Source organism: Halobaculum sp. MBLA0143 (assembly GCF_041361465.1).
GTDB lineage: Archaea > Halobacteriota > Halobacteria > Halobacteriales > Haloferacaceae > JAHENP01.
The window spans coordinates 1,893,185-1,917,421 of sequence record NZ_JBGKAC010000001.1; the positions used below are offsets into that span (position 1 = coordinate 1,893,185).

Here is a 24,237-nt window from a genome sequence, read left to right on the forward strand (position 1 = left end):
CTGTGACCGCCGGCGAGGGGTCTCACTCCCCTTTCCCCAACCCGGGGACGGCGGTGTACCCCTCCGCCCAGCCGGTCACCCGGGAGGCGGAGATCACGAGCGCGAGGTACAGTAGGGCCGTCAGCCCGAACACGGCGGTGTACTTGAAGTTCTCGGCCGCGATCTGGCTGGCGGTGTCGAACATCTCCGGGGCCGTGACGAACGCCGCCAGCGAGGAGTACTTGATGAGGTAGACGAGCTCGTTCGACCACCCGGGAATGGCGAACCGGAGCGCCTGCGGGAGCACGACGAACCGGATCGCCGCGGGCTGCGACAGCCCGACCGCGCGCCCGGCCTCCAGCTGCCCGGCGTCGACGCTCTCGATGGCGCCGCGGACGTACTCCGCCTGGTAGGCGGCGCTGTTGATCACGAACCCCAGCGTCGCCACCGCGACCGCCCGGTTCGCCAACACGGGGTCGAGCGCCGACGGAACGGCCGCAGAGAGATTGAGCCCGTAGTACAACACGAACAGCTGCGCGAGCAACGGCGTCCCGCGCAGCAGTTCCGTCACCCCCAGTGAGATCCACGCGGACACACGGCCGTACACCCGGGCGACCGCCAACGGCACGGCGAACACGAACCCGACCGCGATGCCGACGACCGTCATCACGACGGTGAGCCAGGCGGCGTTGGCCAACGCCGGCAGCGTGTCCAGCGCGAACGCGACGGGGTCGGTCACGCCCGCGACGACCGGGAGGGCGTCGCCGACCCCCCGAACGGCCGCCGGCGCGAAGAACGACTCCCCCGCCGAGACGACGACCCCGCCCAGCCAGTCGTTCAGCCACCGAGCGAGGAGGTACAGCCAGAAGACGGCGAGTCCGGCGACGACCCCAGTGCGGCGGCCGACGCCGTCGGCGACGACCGTGCGGACGCTGCGCGTGTCGGCGGCCGACTCTGCGCTCGCGTCCGCGCCGCTCACGGCTCCCTCCCGTCCAGGTTCGTCAGCCGGCCGAGGAACTCCGTCGTCCGGCGCTCCGTCGGCTCCTCGAACAGCTGTTCCGGTGGGCCACGCTCCACGATCACGCCGTCTTCCAGGAACAACAGCTCCGAGGCGACGGAGCGGGCGAACTCCATCTCGTGGGTGACGACCAACATCGTCGTGTCGCGGTCGGCCAGCTCCCGCATCACGCGCAGCACCTCGCCGATCAGCTCCGGGTCGAGCGCGCTCGTCGGCTCGTCGAACAGGAGGAGCTTCGGCTCCATCGCCAGCGCCCGTGCGATCCCGACCCGTTGCTTCTGGCCGCCGGACAGCTCGCCCGGGTACGACTCCGTCTGGTCGCCCAGGCCGACCTGTTCCAGTTGCTCGTGGGCGCGGGCCTCGGCGTCTTCGGTCGACTGCCCCAAGACTCGTCGCGGACCGAGAGCGACGTTGTCCAACGCGGTGAGGTGGGCGAACAGGTTGAAGTCCTGGAACACCATCCCGACCTGACGCCGGAGTTCGTCCACGTCTAGCGCCGACGTGTCCGTCCCGTCGAGCGTGATCGTGCCGCGCTCGAACTCCGCGAGGCGGTTGACACACCGCAGCATGGTGGACTTGCCGGAGCCGCTGGGGCCCACGAGAACGGTCACGTCTCCGCGGTCCATCGTGAGATCCACCCCCTCCAACACCTCCTCTTGCCCGTAGCGCTTGTGGAGGTCCGCGATCTCCAACAGTCGGTCGCCCGTCTCCGCCGGCCGTGACGTAGTGGTGTTTCGGCTCACGCGTTCCCCTCCGGGATCGAGAACCGCTCGTCGACGTAGTCCAGCGCCCGGTTCGTCCCGAACGTCAGGAGGAAGTAGATCAGGCTGGCGAACAGGATCACCTCCAGCACGGCGGTGGTCTGTCTGACGAACAGGTCGTAGCTGCGCGTCAGCAGCTCCGACAGCCCGATCGCGAACACGACGCTGGTGTCTTTCAGCACGATCGTCATCTCGTTCTGGAATCCGGGGACGCTCCGGCGCAGCGCCTGTGGCACCGCGACGTGCCGGATCGACTCCAGCCGGCTCATCCCGACGGACCGGGCCGCCTCCAGCTGCCCGTCGTCGACGCTCTGGAGGGCCCCCCGGAAGATCTGGCTCTGGTAGGCCGCACTCCGGAAGCCGAGCCCGAGAACGGCAGCGAGGAACCCGCCGGACACCTCGAGTCCGAGCAGCCGGAGGTCCGGCGTCGGCACGACGAAGAACATCACGATCAGGATGACGACGATGGGCGTCCCGCGCAACAGGGTCCCGAGAGCGGAGACGACGGCCGCGGACCGCCCTTCGCCGTACGTCTCGACGACACCTGCCGGCAGCCCCGCGAGGAAGCCGACCAGTAAGCTAACGACCGTCAGCGCGACCGTCAGCCAGGCTCCCGAGAGGAGGTAGTCGCGGTTCGCCCAGACGAACGCCCAGTCGTCGGGCGCGGTCTGGACGAGCGCCGTCGCCGCCTCCACGGCCGTGACGGCCGCCGCCGGGTCCGTCGGCACCGGTGTCACCCCGTGAAGTACTTGGCGGTCAGGTCCTCGTAAGTGCCCGACTCTCGGACGGCCGTCAGCCCCTCGCTGAGCGACGACTGGAGGTCGGAGTCGCCCTCCTGGACGGCGAAGCCGTAGTTCTCACCGGTCTCGTAGGTGAACGCCACGCTCACCGGACGCTGGGCGGCGAAGGTGTTGGCGACCGGCGTGTCTACGACCACCGCGTCCACGTTGCCGTTGACCAGGTCCTCTACCGCGAGCACGTAGCTGCCGTACGTGTTGAAGTCGGAACTCGCCAGGTCGCCGCCGTTCACGAGCTGTTCTTCGACGACGCCCGCGCCGGTCGTCCCCTCCTGTGCGCCGACGGCACCGCTCGCCAGGTCCGACAGCGCCGACGGCGCGAAGTCGCTGCCGTCGGCGACGAGGATCGCCTGATCGGCCGAGTAGTAGGAGTCCGAGAAGTCGACGGACTCGTCGCGGTCGTCCGTGATCGTCATCGCGGCCGCGACCACGTCCGCACGGTCGTTGCGCAGCGCCGGGATCAGGGAACTGAACTCGAACTCCTCCCAGCCGGCCAGCGTGTACTCCGTCTCCTCGACGACGGCGGTCAGCAGGTCCACGTCGAACCCGACCAGCTCACCCTCGTCGTTCTTCATCTCGAACGGCGGGAAGCCGGGCGCCGTCGCGGGGGTGATCTCCTCGGCGCCGCCGCCGGTGCCGGTCGCGCAGCCGGCGGTCGCGGTGATCCCCGCGACCCCACTCGCGCCGACGAGCTTCATGTACGTCCGCCTGTCCACAGTGTGTTCTGTACGAACCATACCCGCTTGCAGCGGTGGGCGGTGTAAATGGCTTTCTCCTACATCATTCTCCGCCGCCTGATTCGGGGATTCGATCTGCGTATTTTCTCGTTTCCGAGTTGATCGTGGCCACGGTGCACGGAACGACGCCGAGGTGTGTCGTCACCCCCCACGGTCCCGCCAGGCTTTACAGGTCGCCCGCTCGACAGTCGTGTATGTCGGTCGACGACCCCGACTCCGAGGATACCCGAAGTCGCCCCCGGGCGGCTGATCGGGAAATTCTGTGAGCAGGACCCGACCGTGACGGGTGTCGACGGCGGCGTCAGGCTGGCCGTCGGCGACCACACGGTGGAACTAGACGAGACGACAGCCAGACGACTCCGCGACCGGCTGACGGACGCCGTCGCCGGCCGCAGGGTGTTTCGACACACCGTCGGTCACACCCGCCCGGACGGGAGCTACGTCGTCGCCCGTCGCGGCGCCGACTCCGCCGGCCACCGGAAGGTGTTCGCCCGGTTCGGCGAACTCCGGGCGTTGTACGACGACCTGCCCGACCGGTTCCGGGCCGACGACGTGACCGCCGAGGAGGTCACGGGCAACCGACGGCACCTCCTCGTCCGTCACGTCGCCGAACACCCGGCGTTCGACTGCGAGCTGGTCGCCAGACAACCGCTGACCGTCTCGAAGACGGAGGAGGTGAACGACTGACCGCCTCTGCGTTGGACTTTTGAACCGAACAGAAAGTGTACCTGTTGTGTCACTGAAACTGTTCTCAGATGCGATACTCGGCGGTCGAACAGTCTCGAACCGTGTGATCGTGTCGCCGATGTGTCAGTACAGCGCAGACGACGGGGCTGCGACGGACTGGCACCTGGTCCACCTGGGGTCGCGGGCCGTCGGCGGCGCCGGCGTCGTCGTCGCAGAGGCGGCGGCGGTGGAACGGCGAGGGCGGATCACGACCGGCGACCTCGGGTTGTACCGTGACGACCACGTCCCCCCGCTGGCCCGGGTCGCGTCGTTCGTCGCCGACCAGGGCTCCGTCCCCGGGATCCAACTCGCACACGCCGGTCGGAAGGCGTCGAAGCGACGGCCGTGGGAGGGGCACAGACCACTGACGGACGAGGAGGGTCGCTGGCCGATCGTCGCCCCCACCGCGGAGCCGTACCCGTACCAGGATCACGAGGCACCACCGACCCGTCGGCTGTCGGCCGACGAGGTCGAGGCCGTCGTCGACAGCTTCGCCGCCGCGGCACGGCGGGCCCGCGAGGCCGGCTTCCAGTTCGTCGAGATCCACGCCGCCCACGGCTACCTCCTCCACGAGTTCCTCTCCCCGGTGACGAACGACCGGACGGACCGCTACGGCGGATGCTTCGAGGCTCGCACCCGATTGTTGCGGGAAGTGACGGCGACCGTCCGGGAAGTCTGGCCGGCCGACTCACCGGTCGGCGTCCGGATCTCGGCGACGGACTGGCTGGACGACCGAGAGTCGTGGACGGTCGCCGACTCCGCCCGACTCGCGCCCACCCTCGCCGAGGCCGGTGCCGACCTGATCGACGTGAGCGCCGGCGGGCTCCATCCGGACCAGAGCGTGTTGCGTTCGACCCCGGGGTACCAGGTGCCGTACGCGGAGACGATCCGCGAACACCTCCGCGAGGAGGACAGGGAGACGGCGGTCGCGACGGTCGGAGCGATCACGGAGCCGACGCACGCCGCCGCGATCGTCGCCAACGAGCGAGCGGACTTCGTCGCGCTGGGGCGCGAACACCTCCGGTCACCGTACTGGACCCACGACGCCGCCGTGGAGTTGGACGCCGACAGCGACGCCAACTGGCCGGTCCAGTACGGCTGGGCGACCGAGTGACGCCACGGGAGAGTCCGAACAACGCTTATCGGCGCGGCCCGCCAACTCCGAGACATGAGTTCCCGCGACGACGAAGAGCTCGCGGCGTTGTTGTCCGACCTGGAGACCACGCTGGAGGATCTCCGGACGGAGTTGGACGACGAACGCCGTGGGCGGCGACGAGACCGACAGCCACGCGAGCGTGACGAGCACGACCGGCGTGACGGCCGCGACCGACGCGACGACCGTGACAGTCGCGACGACCGGCCGCGTCGCCGCGAGGGGCCGCAGTTCGACCCGCCGTCCGTGGGCGACGTGTTGCGGTTCACCAACGAGTACACGCTGCCGACGCTGATCGCCACGCTGGAGGCGACGATCTCGGCGTTGGAGCTGTTCCAGAAGGTCGTCGGGGCGGTCGCTCCCGCGGACTCCGAGCCGCCACAGCGGCGCGACACCGGGCTGGACGGCGTCGTCGACGACGCGAGCGGCCGGGCGACCGACCAGCTCACTCGACGGCTGGACGACCTCCGGACGGCGCTCGCGGAGACGAATCTCCCACAGGACGGCGAGGCGCGCGACATCGTGAGCGAGGCGCGCTCGCTCACCGAGGAGATCGAGTCGCGGGTCCGCGACTCCCGGCAGACGGTCGACGACGCTCGCCGGGACGGCCGCGACCGTCGAGACGACCGCGACAGTCGCGACCGCCGGGGAGACGGCCGCGACCGACGGCGTGACCGGCGTGACGACCGCGACGGTCGTGGCCGCGACGACGGCCCGGTGGAGATTGCCGTCGGTAGCCCGGGCGACGACGAGGCGGACGACGACGCGGGCGACGACGCGAGCGACGGCGAGACCGACGAGGAGGCCGAAGAGCCCGCGCCGGAGGTGGACGTGGAAGCCGAACTCCAGTCGATCAAACGAGAGGTCGACGACGACGAAGACGAGGACGACGAGACGTAGTCAGATCGGCCGGAACCGGAAGCCGTCCCACGACTGACTGTCTGGCTCTCTGATCCCGGCCTCGGGGTCGCGCAGTTCCGGGGTGTACACTGGCTCGACCTCGTCGCCGATCGCCACGTCGTCGGTGGCCTGACCGAGCGCGCGGACGGGCTCTCCGTCCACGTCGAACTCTACGATAGCGAGTGTGTTCGGCTCCCGGACGCCCGGCGGCGTGGCGGTCGACTCCGTCCACGTCACCACGCGGGCGGTGTACTCCGAGAGGTCCACCGTCCCGACTCGTTCGGCACCGTCCGGGCTCACGGGGTGCGGGGGGTAGGTGATCGTGCCGTCGGCGTACTCCGCGGCCTCGAAGACGGGCTCGTCGTCGCTCACTCTGCCACCTCCAGGAGCGTCGTCGTCACACAGTTGCCGAACCCGCCGACGTTACACGCCAGCCCCACGTCGGCGTCCACCTGCCGCGGGCCGGCCTCGCCGAGCACCTGTTCGTACACCTCGACCGCCTGCGCGACGCCGGAGGCGCCCAGCGGGTGGCCCTTCGACTTGAGTCCGCCGGAGGTGTTCACCGGAATCTCCCCGTCGCGGGCGGTGCGACCCTCCGACGCGGCGCGCCAGCCCTCGCCTCTGTCCGCGAAGCCGAGACCTTCGAACTGGAGAACTTCCAGGATCGTGAACATGTCGTGGAGTTCCGCCACGTCCACGTCCGCGGGCTCGCGGTCGGCCATCTCGAAGGCGGCCGCCCCGGAGTCGCGGACGGCGCCCATCGTCGTCGGGTCCGGTCGCTCGTGGACGACGTGGGTGTCCGTCGCGCCGGCGACGCCGGTGACGACGGCGTACTCGTCGGTGTACGACGCCGCCAGCGACTCCGGGACGAGCAGGAGCGCGGCGGAGCCGTCCGTGATCGGACAGAAGTCGTACAGCCGCAGCGGGTCCGCGACGATGGGACTGTCCAGCACGGTCTCGCGGTCGACCGCCTCCCGGAACTGGGCGTTGGGGTTGTCGACGCCGTTGGCGTGGTTCTTCACCGCCACGTCCGCCAGGCTCTCCCGGGGAGCGTCGTGGGCGTCGAGGTACGCTCGGGCCGTGAGTCCGGCGAACGACGGCAGCGTGACGCCGTGTCTGTACTCCGCCGGGTGGGTGAGCGACGCGATCACGTCCGTCGCCTCCGCCGTGCTCCGGTGGGTCATCTTCTCGCCGCCGACCAACAGCGTGCAGTCGCTGGCGCCGGCGGCGACGGACTGCCAGGCGGCGTAGATTCCGGCGCCGCCCGAGGCCGAGGTCTGGTCGACCCGTGCGGTGTAAGCGGGAACTGCCCCCAGGTCGTGCGCGAGCGCGTTCGGGACCCCCGTCTGGCCCTCGAACTCCCCGCTTGCCATGTTCGAGACGTACAGGTGGTCGACGGCGTCGGCGTCGACGCCGGCGTCGGCCAGACACGCCTGACCGGCCTCCGCCAGCAGGTCCAGCACCCAGCCGTCCCGTCGGCCGAACTGTGTCATCGACGCCGCCACGACGGCGACGCGGTCGTCCGTGTCGTCCATACCAGACGGGCGAGCGGCACCCACTTGCCCGTTTCCCTCCGCGGCGACCGGCGAGTGTCAGAACCCCCGTCGGTACTGGACGGGCACGTCGACGCCCTCGGGATCGTCCAGTTCGTCGGCGGCGTGTAACGGCCAGTACGGCGACCGGAGGAACTCCCGGGCCATCGCCACCGCGTCCACGCGGTCGTTGGCCAGCAGTTGCTCCGCCTGGGTCGGCTCCGTGATCCCGCCGACGGCGCCGACCGCCAGGTCGACGCCCTCTTCGCGGAGGTGCTCGCGGATCGTCTCCGCGTACGGCACCTGGTAGCCGGGGCCGGTCTGCGGGACGGACTGTGCCGGGCTGATCCCGCCGGCGCTCACGTCGATCAGGTCGGCACCGGCCTCGGCGAGAGTGGGCGCGAGTCGGGCGGAGTCGGCGACTGTCCACGACTCTCGGTCGTCCAGCCAGTCCGTCGCCGAGATCCGGACGAACACCGGGTCGCCGTCCGGCCAGACCTCCCGGACGGCCGCCGTCACCTCCCGGAGGAGCCGCGTCCGACTCTGGAAGTCGCCGCCGTAGCGGTCCGTCCGGTCGTTCGTCACCGGGGAGAGGAACTCGTGGAGGAGGTAGCCGTGGGCGGCGTGGACCTCGGCGATCCGGAACCCCGCGTCGCGGGCCCGCTCGGCGGCCGCCCGGAACTGGTCGACGACGGTCTCGACCTCGTCGGTCGACAGCCGGCGAGTGGGCTGTTCGTCACCGTCGCGGGGGTACGGCTCCTCGCTCGGCCCGAGCGCGGTCCAGCCGTCCGCCTCGGGCGACACCGGGCTGCCGCCGTCCCACGGCGGCGCGGTCGACGCCTTCCGGCCGGCGTGTGCGAGCTGAATCCCGGGGACAGATCCCTGGTCGGCGACGAACGACGCGATCCGACCCAGCGCCTCGGCCTGCTCCTCGTTCCAGATACCCAGATCACCGGGCGAGATTCGACCGGCCGGCGAGACGGCCGTCGCTTCCGACAGCACGACGCCGGCGCCGCCGACGGCCCGCGACCCCAGGTGGACCAGGTGCCAGTCCGTGGCGACACCCTCGCTGGCGCTGTACTGACACATCGGCGATACGAACACGCGATTCGGCAGCTCCGTCTCCCGCAGCTCCAACGGCTCGAACAGTCGGCTCACGGAGTGAGTCCGGTCGGTGGCCACAAACCTCCGGCGTCGGGGGAACGTCTCGCCGGGAGTCCGGCGGCGAGCGAGCGGGGAGCCAGGAGCGAGGCGTCACCCGAACTTTACGGGGCGGGGCGTCGTCGCCAGTCGCGTGGACGACGAACGAATCGCGGCCGCAGAACGGTTCCTGGCGGACTGGCTCGCGGACGAACGAGTGGCGGGCGCCGGGCTGGCGATCGTCGCCGACGGGGAGCCGATCCACACGGCCGGCTACGGCGCCCGCGACCTGGCGACGGACGCCCCCGCGACGGCCGACACACTGTACGGGGTCGGCTCCGTCACGAAGTCGGTGACGGCGCTGGCGGTGCTCCGGACGGTCGCGGACACGAGACTGTCGTTGTCCGACCCCGTCTCCGACCATCTCGACGTCTTCGGTGACGAGCCTCGGCCGCCGACGGTACAGGAGCTGCTCACCCACACCTCCGGGATGCCCGCGGACGGGGCGAGCGTCGCCCTCATCTCGCGTCAGATCGGCGGCGACCCCGCGGCGGTGCCGTTGTCGTCGCCGGGGGACCTGGATCGCCACGTCGCCGGCGCGACTGCCGACCGCGCGGGCGACGAACGGTTCCGGTACTACAACACGGGGTACACGTTGTTGGGGCGACTCGTGGCGACGCTACACGACCGGCCGTTCTCGGAGTACGTCGCAGACGAGCTGTTGGCGCCGCTGGGGATGGACCGGGCCGTCCTCGCGCCGTCGTCGTACGACGAACTCGACGACGCCGCGACGCCGTACCACCCGGCGACCGGCGAGCCGACGCCGTTCCCGTCGAAGGGGACCGGCGCGGCCGGCGGACTCGTCGCGTCCGCCCGCGACCTGGCGGCGTACCTCCGGTTCCAGACGACCGGCGAGCCCGCGGTGGTCTCCGGCGACGACCGTCGGACCGCACACGCCGCCCACGCGACCAGACAGACGTACGGCGACGACACGACACAGGGGTACGGCTACGGCTGGATGCGCCGCCCGTTCGACGGGGAGACCCTGATCGAACACGGCGGTAGCATCGGCGTCGGCAGCGCCTACGTCGGGTTCCTGCAGGAGTCCGGGCTCGGGGTCGGGCTCGCCTGCAACGGCTCGCCCGAGGCACACCCACAGTTCGCCGGGCCGGCACTGCTGTCGGTGCTACGGGGTGGTGAGCCGACCGACACTCGATTCTACCGGCTCCGCGAGCGGGCCGACCGGGTCGCCGGCGACTACGAGTCGTACCGCGGGATCCAACGGGCGACGGTCGCGCGGGAGGGCGCGCGGATCACGGTCGAACTGGACGACGCTCTCGAGTCACGGTCGTTCGAGGCGTTCCCCGAGGACAGCGACGGGGAGACACACCGCTACGAGACGGTCGCGCCCGACGGCGCTCGGGTGCCCGTCAGGTTCGTCGAGACGGACGACGGGACAGACCTGTTCTACCGACGCTGGCGGCTCCACCCCGTCTGATCCCCGTCACCGCAGCAGCCGGAACTCCGTCACCGGGGCCGGGTGGACGACCCGGAACCCGTCGGCGGTGGAGTGGAGTCCTTCGTCGTCCGGCGGGGCGCCGGTGCGCTGGTAGGCGCTGTCGTCGACGACGGCCGACTCGTACGGGCTGTCGGCCCGCGGACCGTCGTACGGGGAGTCGTCTCCGTCGCCGACCGGGCCGTCGGCCGAGGCGTACGCCCCCTCGCGGTGCGGCGGGTCGTCGAAGTCCTCTGGGGGGAGGTAGATGCGCTGGCCGTCCCCGTCCCACACCACGAGCGCCGCCTCCCGCCCGCCGTCCACGTCGATCACCGTCCGTCCGTCGCGGATGGACAGCTCCACCGTGACTGCGTCGTCGTCTGTCACGACCGCACAGACGCGACGAGGTTACTTGTGCCTGACCCCGCTCGCGTCGCCCGCCGTGGGAAACCGGTTAAGTAACACGCAGTTGAAGCGGAGACGATGCACCACCCTGGCCCACCCCGGTTCGCGGCCGTCGGCGACGAGGTCGAACTCGCACCGCGGGAGCCGGACCCCGACCGCACGGCCGCGTACGGCTGGACGCTCGTCTCCGCCCCGACGGACGCGACCGCGACCGTCGGCGACGACGCCGTCGTCACCTTCGAGCCGGACGCCGCCGGGCTGTACCGCTTCCGCCACGACACCCCCGAAGGGAGTGAGACGCTCACCGTTCGCGCGTTCGGCGCCGACCGTCAGCCCGGGGAGACGGAGACCCGTCAGCAGTACTCCGGGACGGAGCCGCCGACGACGACGGACCACACCGTGCCCGAGACGGACGCCACGGCGGCGGCGACGGACGACCCCGGGTCCGGGCTCGCCCGGCTGGACGACGAGACGGGCCCCGAGCGACCGCGGCTGGATCTGACGACTCACACGGACGAGGCCGCCGGCGAACTCGTCGTCGCCGCGAGCGTCGACGGCGCCGCAGACGCGACCGTCGAGTTCCTCGTCGACGACCGAGACGACCTCCCGGCGGCGGCGACGACGACGGCCGACGGCCAGTTCCGCGTCGACGCCGCGGCCGTCGGCGACCGGCTCCGGATCCACGCCGTCGCCGTCGCCGACAGCTACAGCGTGCCGGCGCAGGTCGACGTCCGCCGGGGCGACGAGCCGGACACGGGGAGCACTACGGACGCCGGAGACCCGCCGGACACGGGGAACACTACGGACGCCGGAGACCCGACGGAGGGGACGAACGCGGCGACGGTCCACACCGTCGCCGGCGAGTCGTTCACCGTCACGAACCCGTACGCGCCGCCGGCGTGGGCGCTGGACGCCGTCGTGTACGAGGTGTACGTCCGGACGTTCGCTGGCGAGCAGGCGAGCGACGGCGACGCGGACACGGTGTTCGACCGCATCCGCGACCGGCTGGACTACCTCGTCGACCTGGGCGTGGACGTACTCTGGCTCACGCCGGTGTTGGAGAACGACCACGCCCCGCACGGCTACAACATCACGGACTTCTTCGAGATCGCGGCGGATCTGGGCGGCCGCGAGGCGTACGAGCGGCTGATCGACGCCGCCCACGACCGCGGGCTCCGGGTCGTGTTCGACCTCGTGCTCAACCACTCCGCCCGGGCACACCCGTTCTTCATGGACGCCTACGGCGAGGGAGACGACGTCGGCGTCGGGGAGGGGAGCCCGAACCGGGACAGCGACTACTACGAGTGGTACGACTGGCGCGACGACGGGGAGCCGGAGACGTACTTCGAGTGGGAACACATCGCCAACTTCGACTTCGACAGCCTGGCCGTCCGGCGGCACCTCCTGGACGCCGTCGACGAGTGGGCGGCGTTGGTCGACGGCTTCCGGTGTGACATGGCGTGGGCCGTCCCGAATGCCTTCTGGCAGGAGATCCACGACCGGCTGAAGACCCACGACGCCGACTTCTGGCTGTTGGACGAGACGATCCCGTACATCCCGGCGTTCCAGGCCGGCCTGTTCGACACTCACTTCGACTCCACGACCGCGTTCCAACTGCGCGAGGTCGGCGCCGGCGACGCCGCCGCCGACAGTCTGTTGGACGCCGTCGCCGAGCGCCGCCGGATCGGCTTCCCCTCGTACGCGTCGTTCATGCTGTACGCGGAGAACCACGACGAGAGCCGGTACGTTCAGAAGTGCGGGCGGGAGGCGGCGCTGGCGGCCGCCGGCGCCGTCGCCACGCTCCCCGGCACGCCGATGCTGTACGCCGGCCAGGAGATCGGCCAACTCGGTCGCCGGGACGCGCTCGCCTGGGACGAGGCCGACGAGGGACTCCTGGACCACTACCGTCGGCTGCTGTCCGTACGCGGGGAGACGGACGCGCTCGCGGCCCGCGAACGGCTGGACCGTGTCGAGTACACTGTCGAAGACGGCGACCCGGGTCGAGTGACCGCGTACGCCCGCGGCGGCGAAGACGGGGTCGTCGTCGTGCTCAACTTCGGCGACGAGCCGGCGACCGTCGAGTTGACACCGGCCGTCGGCGACGTGAACTTGGTCGACGGGGAGTCCGTCGACCCAGCCGCGCCGACCGTCGAGAGTGTGCTCGTCGTCTCGCGGTGAGGCGTCACCTTCCCGTCACTCTCGGTGTCGCCGGTCGAAGCGATCGGCCGGCAAGAGGAGGTCCTCCAGTTCCGGGACGTGTTTCACGTTGAACACGACCCGCAGCTCCGCGGAGACGGGCGTAGAGATACACGACAGCCGGAACCCACGCCCGCCGAGGTCGTCGTCCAGAATGTGGTCGTCGGGCGTCGCCAGTTCGCCCTCGTACACGAGGACGGCGCAGTTGGCACACGCGCCGCCGCGGCAGGCGAACGGCCACGCGAAGCCGCGTTCCTCGGCCGCCTCCAGTAACGTCTCGTCCGGCTGAGCGAGGAACCGGCCGTAGGCGTGGTCCGACAGGTCCGCCGCGGCCGCCCGGTCGAACAGCTCCGGGTCGGACAGCGACCAGTCGTGGTCGACGGCCGCCTCGTAGTCCAGGTACTCCACGCGGGTGCCGACGTCCGGCGGCGGTGTCGTCGGTTCTTCGCTCGGCGCTGTCTCGGCGTCGCCGTCCCCGTCGCTCGGCTCGTAGCCAGCCTGGATCCGTTCGTAGGCCGTCCGCACCCGTTGGAACTCGCGGGCGGACCCGCCCTGGTCCGGGTGGGTCTCGATCACCCGACGCCGGTACGCGCGGTCGACGGCCGCGTCGTCGGCGTCCGGCTCGACGCCCAGCACCTCGAACGGTGAATCCACGCACGGTGGGAGGTGACGCGGACGGTAAACCCCCGCGGCTTCCGGTGACGCCCGTGAGGGTCACTCCGGCAGCGTCACCGCCGGAACCGTCTCTGCTTCGGTCACGGGCGACGACACGGACACCCGTGGCCCGTCTCGGAGAGATCACGTAGCCTGGCGATACGTCGACACTACTCGTGCTCAGTCGGCAACTCGTGAGCCGCATCGGGGTCGAGCCCCGTAACACTCGCCTCGACGGCCGGGGGACGAGTGGCGAGCCCGGGAAGCATCAGAGAGTGACCTCTCGAGACGAAGTCACTCGACGAGATGGGCGTAGTAGTTGAACAGGTCGCTGTACGTCGGCTCGGTCACTCGGGCGTCCGAGACGTTGGAGACGAGATCGGCGGCGTCGGTGTCGGGACGGACGATCCCACGGACGACGCCGTCACCACGGAACACCTCGCCGTCGATCACACCGTCGGTGATCGCCGGCGCGTTGCCCAGCGAAGTCTCGACGACCGGCGGCACCTCTCGTCTGACCTCCTCCGGCGTGCCGCTCGTCACGACGCCGTCGCCGGTGACGAACACGATCCGGTCGGCCGCGTCGGCGTCCATCGGGAGGTGTGTCGTCACCAGAACCGCCTTGCCGGCGTCGCGCAGCTCCGACAGGAGGTGGTGGACCTCTCGCACCATCGTCAGGTCGAGTGCCGCGGTCGGCTCGTCGAGGACGTACAGTCGGGCGTCGATGCTCAGCGTGATGGCCAGCTCCAGCTTTCGGCGCATCCCCCCGGAGTACTGCTCGACGGGGTCGTCCAGTTGGTCCGTGATCTCGAACAGGTCCGTCAGTTCGCGCCACCGATCGGTGAAAGACGGGTTGAGTCGAGCGTAGAACTCGACGTTCTCTCGACCGGTCAACCCGTCGAGACAGAGCGCGTCCTGTAACAGGAAGCTCGTCGTCCCCGGCGAACTGGCTGGCGGGTCACCGAGCACTTCGATCTCTCCCCCGGACGGAGTGGTACCCCCCGCCAGACACGACACCAAGACGGACTTCCCGGTCCCGTTCGGGCCGAGCAGTACCACCGTCTCTCCGGCGTCGACAGTCAGGTCGACACCGTCGAGCACGGTCGTGTCCCCGAAGGACTTCTCGACGTTCTGTGCGCGTAACACTGGTTCGGTCACGGGAGGACCCCCCTGTCGTACAGCCCGCGTCTGACGAGGGCCACCGCGACCCCCGTCGCGGCCAGCGCGTAGCCGGCCAGCAGCGCCGGCCACCCGTCGGTCTGGGTGATCTCGACCCCGTCGGTCGTCACCAACTGGAGCGCCATCGCCCGGGTGCCGAGCGTGTTCGGGAGGAGACGCACGACGGCCTCGTCCAACACTGCCACTGACGGGACGATCCCGTTGTACCCGGTGAGCATGAACGCGAACACCGCGATCAGAGACAGGGCGAACTGTGCGTACTGTTCGTCGTTCGCCGCTACGACGACCGGTACGGCGAGACTGGCGAACACGACGCTCACTCCGACGAACCCACCGAACGCAGTGACTGCTGGTACGACGCCGGCGACACCGATGGGAGCACCGGTCGCCACGCCGACCAGGAGCCCGACGAGGAGCGACACGGCTGCGACGCCGACTCCGGCGAGCATCCGACCGACGACGTCTGCCGACGGCGACACCGCCATCGACCGGTAGGCGTGGAACCGTCTGTCGTCGGCGTCGACCGCCAGTTGGCTCCCGAACACGGTCAGGGAGGCGATCGTCGCCCCCAGCACGGCGATTCCGACCGCGAAGAGTCCCTTCTGTGTCGGCGGGAACTCCCGCGTCGCCGTGAGCAACAGGTACATCACTGGCGGTAACCCGACTGCGACTCCGAGAACAGTCCAGCTCCGGGAGACGTCTCGTGTCGTGCGGTACGCGAACGCACCGACCTGGTCGAGCCACGCCGAGAGCCCGGCCCCCTCGTGGGCCGTCTCGGCGGCGTTGGACGCAGTCGTCTGTTCGGAGTCCGCCGACTCACCGGCCATCGCGCACCCCCCGGCAGCTCTGTGCACTCACACTGGTCCGTCGGGAGAGACCCGTCGTACAGCCGTGGTCGTGGTCTCGAGTCTTCATCCGACAGTCGTGACGGTCGTGGTCGTCGTGGTCGTCGTGGTCGTCGTGCTCGTCGTGGAGGCTCGTCTCCTCGTCGGCCCTCGCTCGTCGGCGAACTCCTCGGCGAACTCCCGTCTGTACTGGTCGCCGTCCGGCGACACGACCGTCGGCGTGCTGTCTCCCGTCTGCATACGTGTCGTAGAACTTCGTACAGTAATCAAACGCCCTGGGGAGTCCGAGATACTACGACCGAGGACGACAACTTATACCGGAGAAATTCGGACCGGAGCCCGTTTCGGCCGGTCCGGGGGGATCGGTCGGCGGTGACGACTGTGACGGTCGTCGCGGAACAGGTCGGACCCTCGACTTCACCGTGGTCGAAGTCGTCGCCGAGTGTGTTCTCGAGTTCACCGAGACCCTGTGCTATCGTTACCGTCTCGACTGCTCCCGATGTCCAGGTACGAGTACTGTACCCGTACGTACGAGTGTCCTACAAGTTCTCTCTTATCGATACACTGGCATCGTCGTTCGTGTACTCGTGAGATTTGCGCGTCGCTTCCTCGTTTGATGCCAGTGGCAGTTCCGTTCGGTCGTCACACGGAGACGGCGTGTTGCCGGAACTTGATCACGACCGCGATCAGCGAGGCGGTCCCGAGGAGGAGGAACGTCGCCCCGAGACTGTCGAGGACGGCCGTCTCCGGCGACACCAACAGGAGCGCCGTCGAGACGGCGGCCGCAGACACGAACACGAGCGTGAGCAGGACGTGTCTGACGAGTGTGTCCACGAGTGTCCCCTGGGTGGCGGTGCCGCGCAAGTGCTCGCGGAAGAAGTACCCGCCGTAGACGACGATTCCCGGCGCCAACAGGATCGTGAGCGCGGCCGACAGCGACGGGCCGATCACCAACGGCGGCAGCCCGACGCCGAGGATACCGACGACGATCCCCACCTCCGCGCCGCGTCTGGTGGGGTAGTCGCCGAACCGTTCCAGCTCCGTGTTGGAGAAGACGGCGTTGTACTGCGCCTCCCGCATAGAGAGGGCACACCCGAACGCGTAGCCGAGCAACAGCGTCGGGACGAGCGCGGCGACGGCCGTCGGTGGCGCCGACAACGACACCCGGCCGGCGCCGACGGCGCCGACGAGTAGACCCGCGAGCCCGACGAACGTGTAGTAGCCCCACAGTGACGACTGGGACTCCGGGGCTGCGCCGGCGATGCGGCGGGCGACGAACGCCATCCACGCCGACAGGACGGCCAACAGGACGAAGCCGACGAACCAGATCAACTCCGTCCCGGCGGCGGTGCCGACGAGGGGGGCTGTCGGCGTCACTCCGACTCCTCCACGAGGCCGCGCAGTTCCTGGCCGAGTCTGGTCGCCGACTCGTAGCGCCACGGCTTCTCCGTCGCCGTCGCGGTCTGGACGATCTGATCCAACTCCGTCGGGAGGTTCGACACCGTCATCGTCGGGTCCGGGACGTCGACGGGGACGAACCCTCCGTCCAAGTCGCGGGGGTACGGCGGCGCGTCGCCCGTGAGCATGGTGTAGAGGGTGGCGCCCAGTCCGTACACGTCGGAGAGTCGGCCGACGGAGCCGTACTCCTCGGACATCGCCTCCGGCGGAGCGTACCGCTCGTCGATCCGGAGCGTCCGCGGTCCGCCGAGGTTGGCGGCGACTCCGACCCGAGTCAGCTTCGGGACGTACGCGGCCGCGGTCTGGACGATTCCGATCGACCACGGGGAGACGGCGCCGTGGGCGGTGCCGCCCTGGTGCATCGTGGCGACGGCGTCACACAGCTCGATCGCCGTCTCGACGGCCGTCACCGGCGGGAGCCGGCCGGCCTCCCACAGCGGCCGGGGGAGGTAGTCTGTCGTGACCCACGGGTGCGGTGACCGACCGTAGTCGTGGACGGCGGCGACGTTCTCCAGCCCGTCGACGGCCGTCCAGTCGTCGATCGCCGGCTGGAAGTCGCGCTGGAAGTCCTTGGTCGCGTACCGTCCTTCGGGGACGTACGTGTGAATGTTGAACTTGGTGTACTCGTTGTCGACGGTGCCGGCCGCGACGTACACCCGTTCGTAGTGCGAGAGACCGACGATCTCGATGGAGCTGACGGCCTGGAGCACGCTGGAGTCGGGGGTGAACGTGTTCGACTGCTCGCCGACGACGCGGTCCTCGACAGTGGGGTATGTGATGTACGGCCCCCAGAGCGTCCCGTCGAGCTGTTCTTCCGGCGGGGCGAGCGTCACGTCGACCCGGCCGGTGTCGGCGGTCGTCACGTCGTGGTAGTAGTCGAGCATGTCGACCAGGAACTCCGTCTCTCGAGAGTCGTGCTGTTGCGCCCGGGCGGCGAGGTGGTCGACGTTCGTCGGGTGGTGGTCCGCGACGAGCGCGACCGCCCACATCGCCGTGAGTCTGACGTGCCGACGGTCGTGGGCCAACAGCCGCAGCAACGAGGGGGTCCGCTGGGGTGCCTTCCACATCTCCTCGACGACCGTCTTGACGACCTCTCGCGCCTCCGGCGCGAGTTGGAGCGGCGCTTCGGACACGCGGGCGTCACGCCGGGGCTCGTCGGTCGGCTCCTCTCTGGCACCGGGGACGCCCGCGGCCACGTCCGCCGGAGTGGCCTCCAACGCGTCGTCGACCGGGTCGGGGCGCACGTCCTCCGGTCCGACCGCGTTGGTCGTCGCCGGGCCGGGCTCGTCGGGGGCGAGCCGTTCGCTGTCGGTCAACACGTCGACGACGAACTGGGCCTCGACTGCCGCCCGGGACTTCGCCTGTGCGACCACGCCGTCTGCGGTCTCCGGACGGAACTCCGTCACGACGACCAACGCCCACATCGCGGTGAGTCTGACGGCTCTGTCCGGGTGGTCCAACGCCTCCACGACGACCGGGAGGTTCTCGACAGTTCCGTCGATGTCCGTGGCCACCTTCGTCGCGATTCGTCCGACAGTCGTGCGGTGCGGCGCAGCCATCTGTCACCCCCCTCGAACACGGTGCCACCCGGGCAGTGTCCGTCGGTACGATTGGCTACCGGTGCCGACCACTTAAATTGCGGTACGAACCGTCTCTCGAAGCGGTGGAACCGCGTTACTCCGGCGGCGCTGCCGGAGTGACGCCGGCGTACCGGTCCGTCTCGGCCACCCCAGAGTGTGGCGGCGGCAACAACACCTCTCCGTCGGGGTTGGCCGTCCGCCACGCTCCCCACGTCGACAGCGTCGACGGTCGGATCGACAGCCGGGTCCCCGTCTCCGGGCCACAGATCCCCGTGGCGAGGAGCTGGCTCCAGTAGCTCTGGGTCGTGGTGTCGAGCAGGACGAGGTTGCCGCTGGCACGCACGTCCACCTGCCGGCCCCCGGTGCGTTCGGCACCGAACGCCCGTCCGTCCCGTTGGGCGGCCGCGACCTGGATCCGCTCGGGCCGCCACAACAGCCCGGTGACGAGGAACGTGCTCGCCCGGCCGTCGATCCGCCGGTCGGCGACGACGCCGCTGCGACAGATCGGACAGAAGCTGACGAGCACCGGGCCACCGAACCGGTCACAGACCGCCTCGTGTTCCGCCAGGAGCTCCAACGGGTACGCCCGGGCACGGTCGCCGTCGCGGAGCCCGACGACGGTCTGTTCCGGGTCGATCCCGCCGACAGCCCCGGTCGCGGGGGCGTAGCGGTCGGGGATCTCGTGGGCGGTCCAGTCCGGCGCGAACGCCGGCTCGACGACCGCGTGAATGCCCGGGTCGGCGGCGACCGGCTCCGAGCAGATCGTCGTCGGGACACCCTGGGCCGCGAGCCCACTCGGCGTCCGTGTGGGGGTGCCGGTCGCCTCGCGGCCGGCACAGCCGGCGGTCACGGCCGCGAGCGCGGCGAGGAGTCGGCGGCGGTTCACGACCCGGGGTCCGTCGGCGACGCGCCTGAACTGCTCGCGGTCGTGCGCGGGGTGAGCGACACCGCGGTCGGAACCCCGTGGCGCCGCAACAACGGTGACTCGTAATTCGGTACGAGAACCGAACACCACGAGAGATTATATATCCAGGCGTCCGAGTCCGTCCCATGCGCCTGCGAACGGCACTCAACGAGTTCAAACGCGACCCGTCGGACGGCGGGGCGGCCGACACGTCCACGGGCGCCTTCTCCGGGCGCGGGGACAGGCTCGTCCACGTCGACCCCCGTGGTCGGCTCCGAGACTACTCGTCGGCACTCTCCGGACTGTACGGAGTAGACCGCTCGCGGTTCGGGATCGAGACGGACGAAGAGACCTACTGGTTCGACGAACTGGACATCGTCCGGCAGCACTACTACCGAGAGACGATCCTCGTGGAGACGGAGTACGACGCCGGCCGGTTCACCGTCCACCAGTACGACATCACGCTCGGCCGGGCCCACGTCACGCACGTCGAACTCCGGGGCGCGGTGCCGCCGGAGGCGAGTCTGGTCGCCTTCCTCACGCTCGCGCCGGAGGGCCGCGAGAGCCGGGTCGGCCGACTGATCCACGAGGAGGCCGGCCCGGAGTCGGCGACCGCACTGGAGGTGTTCCACCGCGACGAACACGACTACGTCACCGCCTCCACCGGACTGTCCGACGTGCGGGGCCAGGTGCCCGAGCGGTTCTACGAGATCCTGGACGACGACCCCGTGGAGTTCCCCTCGGAGTCGGCGCTCAACCGCTACGAGGACACCCACCTCTCCGGTGACGTGGTCGTCACCGCTCCCTTGGAGGCGGCCGGCCGCGGCCGCCGTACGTCGCTCGTCACGCAGCTGTCGGACCACACGGACGTGGACCGGGCGGCGGCGCTCGGCGACCTGGCCAACTGCGCCGCGGAGTTCGACTCCGCTCGGGCGCTCCGCCGGGAGGCCGTCGGCCGGACGGAGGTGGCCGTCCCGGACGACGTGGCCCGCGAGCAGAACGTCCGTGACGACCTCCGTGCGCTCGCGTTGCTGGAGGCGCCCTCTGGCGCCCGGATCGCCGGCCCGGAGTTCGACCCCTTCTTCACCAACTCCGGCGGCTACGGCTTCACCTGGTTCCGCGACGACGGCCGAATCTCACAGCTGCTGGCGGAGTCACGCGACAGCCTCGGGCTGGACGTGCGCGAGAAGCTGTTGGAGAGTGCACGCTTCTACTGTGACACCCAACGGCCGGACGGCTCCTGGCCACACCGGGTGTGGGCCGCCGACGGGTCGCTGGCGCCCGGCTGGGCGAACGCTCGGGTGGAGGACCGCCCGGACTCGACGGAGTACCAGGCCGACCAGACGGCCACCGTCGTCCGGTTCCTCGCGACGGTGTTGTCGGAGTACGACGAGGAGCTGTCACCCGCGGACCGTGACCGAGTGACGGACGCCGTCCGGGCGGGCGTGGACTCGCTGCGAGGCTCGCTGGACGGCGACGGGCTGCCGGAGCCGTGTCAGAACATCTGGGAGGACGCGAGCGGCCAGTTCACCCACACGGCGGCGACGTTCCTGGAGGCGTTCTCGGCGACCGCGACCGCCCCGGTCGGGGAGTCGCTGCGCGACCGCGCCCGGACGGGCGCCGAGGCGGTCGTGGGTGGGTTAGACCGGTTGTTCGACGACGACAGCCGCACGTTCGGGATGCGGCTGACGGACGGCGAGGTCGACGACCGGTTGGACGCCGCGACGTTCGCGCTCGTCGACGGGCTCGTGACGTACGCCGACGTGGACGCGGTGACGCTGCCGGAGCCGTTGATCGACCGCGTCACCGACCACGTCGAGACCTGTCTGGAGCGGCTGTACCGCGACCCGGACGACAGCCCCATCGCCGGTATCGTCCGGTACGAGGGAGACCGGTGGCGCACCGGGGGCCAGGACGACGAGAAGGTGTGGTCGCTGACGACCGCGATGGGCGCGGCCGCCGCCGCGAAGCTGGGGACGTTCCTGGAGTCGCGGGCGGGCCGCGCCGCCGCAGACGGCGGGGTGACGGCTCACGCGCGGGCGGACCCGGACGCCGCCACCCTGTTCGACCGGGCGGCGGAGCTGTACACACTGTTAGAACAGGACGGCCCGTTGACGAACGACATCGGCTACCTCCCGGAACAGACGTTCGACGACGGCCGGGCGGACTCCGCGACGCCGTTGGGCTTCTCACACGGCTACCGGCTGTGTGCGACCGCGCTGCTGTCGGCCGCCGACGCGCTGCCGAGTCGGGCGGGCAGCACCCCCAGTCCGCCGGAACGGCCACAGTGGACCACCGGCGAGAAGTTCGGCGTCGGCACCGCCGCCGACCACACCACGGACACCCCCTCCCGCACCTGGTTCACGCTGACCGAGGGGGCGCTGACGGAGGTGCGATTCCCCCGGGTCGACGTGATGAACCTCCGGACGCTCGACTTCGTCGTCGTCTGCGAGGGCGACGAGTACACCGCCCGGACACACGTCGAAGGGGCGGCTGCCGGCGACGACACCGTCGACCGGAGCGTCGTCGCCACCGCGGACGACGCGCTGGCGTTCGCCCATGTCGTCACGGAGACGGGCGACGGCCGGGGCCACGAGTGGGAACTGCGCGTCGACTACGCCACGGACCCGGACCACGACGCCGTCGTGGCGGACCTGTCGTTCGAGGCGGCAGACGGCCACGAGTACGCGCTGTACGCCGTCGCCGACACCGCCCTGACCAACACCGGGGCGACCGACCGCGGGCTCCGACTGGGCGAGCCCGGCAGCCACTACCTCGTCGCGCGGGACGCCGACGCCTACACCGGCGACCGCCCGGCGGACGAGGACCCGCTCGTCGTCGACGAGGACGGCGACAGCTACTCCGTCGCGCTGACGATGGCGACGGCCAGCCGGTTCGACTGGGCCACCGTCGACGCCGCCGGCGGCGACTTGGACGAGCTGTTCGCAGAGGGGTCGACGCCGTCGACCCGCGAGACCGTCACTGACGAACGGGTGGTGCTCGCCGGGCGGGTCGGCGTCGGGGAACGACTCTCCGACACGCTCGCCGTCGGGTTCGCTCGGCAGGCGGACGTGGCGGCGTCGCTCGGGGAGGCGGCCGGTGCGCTGACCGACGGCTTCGACGCCGTCGCCGAACGGTACGCCGACACCTGGCGGTCGTTCCTCGCGGACAAGCCCGTCCCCGAGGCCGTCGGCGACCGCGCCGCCGAGACCGCCGACGGGGAGACCGTCGACCTCGCCGCACAGTACCGCACCGCACTGATGACGCTCCGGGCCGTCGAGGACAAGACGTTCCTCGGCGCCTCCATCGCTTCCCCCTCGGTCCCGTGGGGTGAGGCCGTCACCGCCGACGAACAGAAGGGGTACGGCTACAACTTCGTCTGGTCGCGCGACCTGTACCAGGTGTTCACGGCGTTCGAACTCGTCGGCGACCTCCAGACCGCCGCCGACCAGGTGGCGTACGTCTACAACTACCAACAGGACGAACGGGGGTTCATTCCGCAGAACACCTACCTCAACGGGATCACTCGCTGGGGGGGCGAGCAGATGGACAACATCTCGTTCCCGTCGGTCATGGCCTACCACCTCCACGACCACGGCCTCTCGTTCGACGACGTTGACTACGACTACGAACACGTCCGGCGCTCGGCGAGCTACATCGCCCGCAACGGTCCCGACAGCGGCCAGGAGCGCTGGGAGGAGGAGTCCGGCTACTCCCCGTCGACGATCGCCGCGGAGATCGGCGGGCTGGCGTGTGCCGGCAAGATCGCGGCCGACACCGGCCGGGAGACGGACGCGCTCGTCTGGCTGGCCGTCGCCGACCGCTGGGCCAACCGGGTCGCCGAGTGGACCGCGACGACAACCGGCACGGAGCGACACACGGAGACGCCGTACTTCCTCCGGATCGCCCGCGGCGGCGAGCCGGACGCCGGCCACCACCGCACGCTGGCCAACGGCGGCCCGCGACTGGACGAGCGCGACGTGATCGACGCCGGCTTCCTCGAGCTCGTCCGGCTGGGGATCCTCCCGTGGGACGACGAGATCGTCCGCAACTCCGTCGCCGAGGTGGACGACACAATCCGGGTGGATCTCCCGGAGGGGGCCGCCTTCTACCGCTACAACGGGGACGGCTACGGCGAGGTGGAACAGGGCGACATGGGCGCGCCGTGGTCCGTCGACCGCCCGGGGAAGGGCCGGCTGTGGCCCATCCTCACCGGCGAGCGCGCCGAGTACGAGCTGCGGGCCCCGGGAGACGAGCGCGACGAGGGTGTCGCCCCGAAGCGTGCGCTCACCGCGATGGCGTCGTTCGCCAACTCCGGGCGGATGATCGCCGAACAGGTGTGGGACCGCGAGGTGTCCACCGACTACGACTGGGCGTACGGCGAGGGCACCGGCTCCGCGACGCCGCTGGCGTGGTCGATGGCGCAGTTCGTCCGACTCGCCCACGGGATCGACGAGGACCACCCCGCCGAAGAGCCCGCGTTCGTCGCCGACCGCTACCGCGAGCAGGGTCTCCACCGCCCGGACGAGAGCCCGGCGCTCCGCGTCGACACCGACTTCCGCGGCAACGAGGTCGTCGTCAACGGGGAGACCACCGGCGAGGCCGTCGCCGTCTCCACGCCGACCGACGGCGCGTTCGTCGAGGTCGAGGACGGCAGCTTCGAGGCCACGGTGGAGATCGAGTACGGCGAGAACGACATCCTGGTCGCGGCTGCGTCGGATCGTGACCTGGAGGCGGCTGGGACGACCGTGACGCGGTTCACCGTCTGAGGCGGTTCT

General features: G+C 70.5%; 21 protein-coding genes. 6 read left to right on the plus strand and 15 right to left on the minus strand.

Features of this window, described 5'->3' with window-relative positions; genetic code table 11:
- Positions 1-22 precede the first annotated feature (22 nt).
- From RYH79_RS09725 to RYH79_RS09740, 4 genes are read right to left on the minus strand one after another with little or no spacing between them, the layout of a single operon-like run.
- Complete coding sequence (locus RYH79_RS09725; RefSeq protein WP_370898576.1) at positions 23-958, minus strand: amino acid ABC transporter permease; 936 nt, start codon at positions 956-958, stop codon at positions 23-25.
- Positions 955-1,692: an amino acid ABC transporter ATP-binding protein gene (locus RYH79_RS09730; protein ID WP_370900848.1), complete on the minus strand. Its 738-nt coding sequence runs from the start codon at positions 1,690-1,692 to the stop codon at positions 955-957. The genes RYH79_RS09725 and RYH79_RS09730 overlap by 4 nt, the downstream gene beginning before the upstream one ends.
- Positions 1,693-1,736: 44 nt before the next feature.
- Positions 1,737-2,453 (minus strand): amino acid ABC transporter permease, encoded by a 717-nt coding sequence (locus tag RYH79_RS09735; protein ID WP_370900850.1) that lies wholly within the window; start codon positions 2,451-2,453, stop codon positions 1,737-1,739.
- A 38-nt stretch (positions 2,454-2,491) separates the two neighbouring features.
- Positions 2,492-3,292 carry a basic amino acid ABC transporter substrate-binding protein gene (locus RYH79_RS09740; RefSeq protein ID WP_370898578.1) on the minus strand — a complete coding sequence of 267 codons (801 nt, stop codon included), beginning with the start codon at positions 3,290-3,292 and terminating at the stop codon, positions 2,492-2,494.
- 279 nt (positions 3,293-3,571) lie between these two features.
- Between RYH79_RS09740 and RYH79_RS09745 the strand changes: the two genes are divergently transcribed.
- The 3 genes from RYH79_RS09745 to RYH79_RS09755 are packed head-to-tail and all read left to right on the plus strand — an operon-like array spanning position 3,572 to position 6,071.
- Positions 3,572-3,979: a DUF7528 family protein gene (locus RYH79_RS09745; protein WP_370898580.1), complete on the plus strand. Its 408-nt coding sequence runs from the start codon at positions 3,572-3,574 to the stop codon at positions 3,977-3,979.
- Positions 3,980-4,025: 46 nt separating this feature from the next.
- Complete coding sequence (locus RYH79_RS09750; protein WP_370898582.1) at positions 4,026-5,132, plus strand: oxidoreductase; 1,107 nt, start codon at positions 4,026-4,028, stop codon at positions 5,130-5,132.
- Between the two features lie 54 nt (positions 5,133-5,186).
- The gene (locus RYH79_RS09755) at positions 5,187-6,071 is read left to right on the plus strand and encodes a DUF7547 family protein (protein WP_370898584.1); all 885 of its coding nucleotides are present in this window, start codon (positions 5,187-5,189) and stop codon (positions 6,069-6,071) included.
- On the opposite strand, the gene RYH79_RS09760 is transcribed toward RYH79_RS09755, so the two are convergent.
- The 3 genes from RYH79_RS09760 to RYH79_RS09770 are packed head-to-tail and all read right to left on the minus strand — an operon-like array spanning position 6,072 to position 8,761.
- Positions 6,072-6,443 carry a Zn-ribbon domain-containing OB-fold protein gene (locus RYH79_RS09760; protein WP_370898586.1) on the minus strand — a complete coding sequence of 124 codons (372 nt, stop codon included), beginning with the start codon at positions 6,441-6,443 and terminating at the stop codon, positions 6,072-6,074. It lies immediately after the preceding gene.
- Positions 6,440-7,606 carry a thiolase family protein gene (locus RYH79_RS09765; protein WP_370898588.1) on the minus strand — a complete coding sequence of 389 codons (1,167 nt, stop codon included), beginning with the start codon at positions 7,604-7,606 and terminating at the stop codon, positions 6,440-6,442. The genes RYH79_RS09760 and RYH79_RS09765 overlap by 4 nt, the downstream gene beginning before the upstream one ends.
- A gap of 57 nt (positions 7,607-7,663) precedes the next feature.
- Positions 7,664-8,761: an NADH:flavin oxidoreductase/NADH oxidase gene (locus RYH79_RS09770; protein WP_370898590.1), complete on the minus strand. Its 1,098-nt coding sequence runs from the start codon at positions 8,759-8,761 to the stop codon at positions 7,664-7,666.
- A 136-nt stretch (positions 8,762-8,897) separates the two neighbouring features.
- Here RYH79_RS09770 and RYH79_RS09775 point away from each other — a divergent pair, with 136 nt between their 5' ends.
- On the plus strand, positions 8,898-10,241 hold the full coding sequence (locus RYH79_RS09775) for a serine hydrolase domain-containing protein (protein WP_370898592.1): 1,344 nt from the start codon (positions 8,898-8,900) through the stop codon (positions 10,239-10,241).
- A 6-nt stretch (positions 10,242-10,247) separates the two neighbouring features.
- Here the strand turns inward: RYH79_RS09775 and RYH79_RS09780 are convergent, their stop codons facing one another.
- Entirely contained in the window at positions 10,248-10,625 is a 378-nt protein-coding gene (locus RYH79_RS09780) for a DUF7510 family protein (RefSeq protein WP_370898594.1), read from the minus strand.
- 96 nt (positions 10,626-10,721) lie between these two features.
- On the opposite strand from RYH79_RS09780, the gene malA reads away from it, so the two are divergent.
- Positions 10,722-12,821 (plus strand): alpha-amylase MalA, encoded by a 2,100-nt coding sequence (malA, locus tag RYH79_RS09785; RefSeq protein ID WP_370898596.1) that lies wholly within the window; start codon positions 10,722-10,724, stop codon positions 12,819-12,821.
- A gap of 15 nt (positions 12,822-12,836) precedes the next feature.
- Here malA and fer read toward each other — a convergent pair whose 3' ends face one another.
- The 7 genes from fer to RYH79_RS09820 form a co-directional block, all read right to left on the minus strand.
- On the minus strand, positions 12,837-13,493 hold the full coding sequence (gene fer / locus RYH79_RS09790; protein WP_370898598.1) for a ferredoxin Fer: 657 nt from the start codon (positions 13,491-13,493) through the stop codon (positions 12,837-12,839).
- 294 nt (positions 13,494-13,787) lie between these two features.
- The gene (locus RYH79_RS09795; RefSeq protein WP_370898600.1) at positions 13,788-14,651 is read right to left on the minus strand and encodes an ABC transporter ATP-binding protein; all 864 of its coding nucleotides are present in this window, start codon (positions 14,649-14,651) and stop codon (positions 13,788-13,790) included.
- Positions 14,648-15,499: an ABC transporter permease gene (locus RYH79_RS09800; protein ID WP_370898602.1), complete on the minus strand. Its 852-nt coding sequence runs from the start codon at positions 15,497-15,499 to the stop codon at positions 14,648-14,650. Before RYH79_RS09800 ends, RYH79_RS09795 begins: the two co-directional genes overlap by 4 nt.
- Positions 15,500-15,583: 84 nt before the next feature.
- Entirely contained in the window at positions 15,584-15,757 is a 174-nt protein-coding gene (locus RYH79_RS09805) for a hypothetical protein (RefSeq protein ID WP_370898604.1), read from the minus strand.
- A 402-nt stretch (positions 15,758-16,159) separates the two neighbouring features.
- On the minus strand, positions 16,160-16,894 hold the full coding sequence (locus tag RYH79_RS09810; RefSeq protein WP_370898606.1) for a hypothetical protein: 735 nt from the start codon (positions 16,892-16,894) through the stop codon (positions 16,160-16,162).
- The gene (locus RYH79_RS09815; RefSeq protein ID WP_370898608.1) at positions 16,891-18,534 is read right to left on the minus strand and encodes a protein kinase family protein; all 1,644 of its coding nucleotides are present in this window, start codon (positions 18,532-18,534) and stop codon (positions 16,891-16,893) included. Before RYH79_RS09815 ends, RYH79_RS09810 begins: the two co-directional genes overlap by 4 nt.
- Positions 18,535-18,649: 115 nt before the next feature.
- Entirely contained in the window at positions 18,650-19,441 is a 792-nt protein-coding gene (locus RYH79_RS09820) for a DUF3179 domain-containing (seleno)protein (RefSeq protein WP_370898610.1), read from the minus strand.
- 164 nt (positions 19,442-19,605) lie between these two features.
- Between RYH79_RS09820 and RYH79_RS09825 the strand changes: the two genes are divergently transcribed.
- Complete coding sequence (locus RYH79_RS09825) at positions 19,606-24,228, plus strand: DUF7997 domain-containing protein (protein ID WP_370898612.1); 4,623 nt, start codon at positions 19,606-19,608, stop codon at positions 24,226-24,228.
- Positions 24,229-24,237 lie beyond the last annotated feature (9 nt).

What these genes read in the sequence shown, in the direction of transcription:
- RYH79_RS09815 (WP_370898608.1), bottom strand. Translation starts at nt 18,534, where the DNA reads ATGGCTGCGCCGCACCGCACGACTGTCGGACGAATCGCGACGAAGGTG.
- RYH79_RS09740 (WP_370898578.1), bottom strand. Translation starts at nt 3,292, where the DNA reads ATGGTTCGTACAGAACACACTGTGGACAGGCGGACGTACATGAAGCTC.
- RYH79_RS09755 (WP_370898584.1), top strand. Translation starts at nt 5,187, where the DNA reads ATGAGTTCCCGCGACGACGAAGAGCTCGCGGCGTTGTTGTCCGACCTG.
- RYH79_RS09800 (WP_370898602.1), bottom strand. Translation starts at nt 15,499, where the DNA reads ATGGCCGGTGAGTCGGCGGACTCCGAACAGACGACTGCGTCCAACGCC.
- RYH79_RS09805 (WP_370898604.1), bottom strand. Translation starts at nt 15,757, where the DNA reads ATGCAGACGGGAGACAGCACGCCGACGGTCGTGTCGCCGGACGGCGAC.
- RYH79_RS09765 (WP_370898588.1), bottom strand. Translation starts at nt 7,606, where the DNA reads ATGGACGACACGGACGACCGCGTCGCCGTCGTGGCGGCGTCGATGACA.
- RYH79_RS09825 (WP_370898612.1), top strand. Translation starts at nt 19,606, where the DNA reads ATGCGCCTGCGAACGGCACTCAACGAGTTCAAACGCGACCCGTCGGAC.
- malA (WP_370898596.1), top strand. Translation starts at nt 10,722, where the DNA reads ATGCACCACCCTGGCCCACCCCGGTTCGCGGCCGTCGGCGACGAGGTC.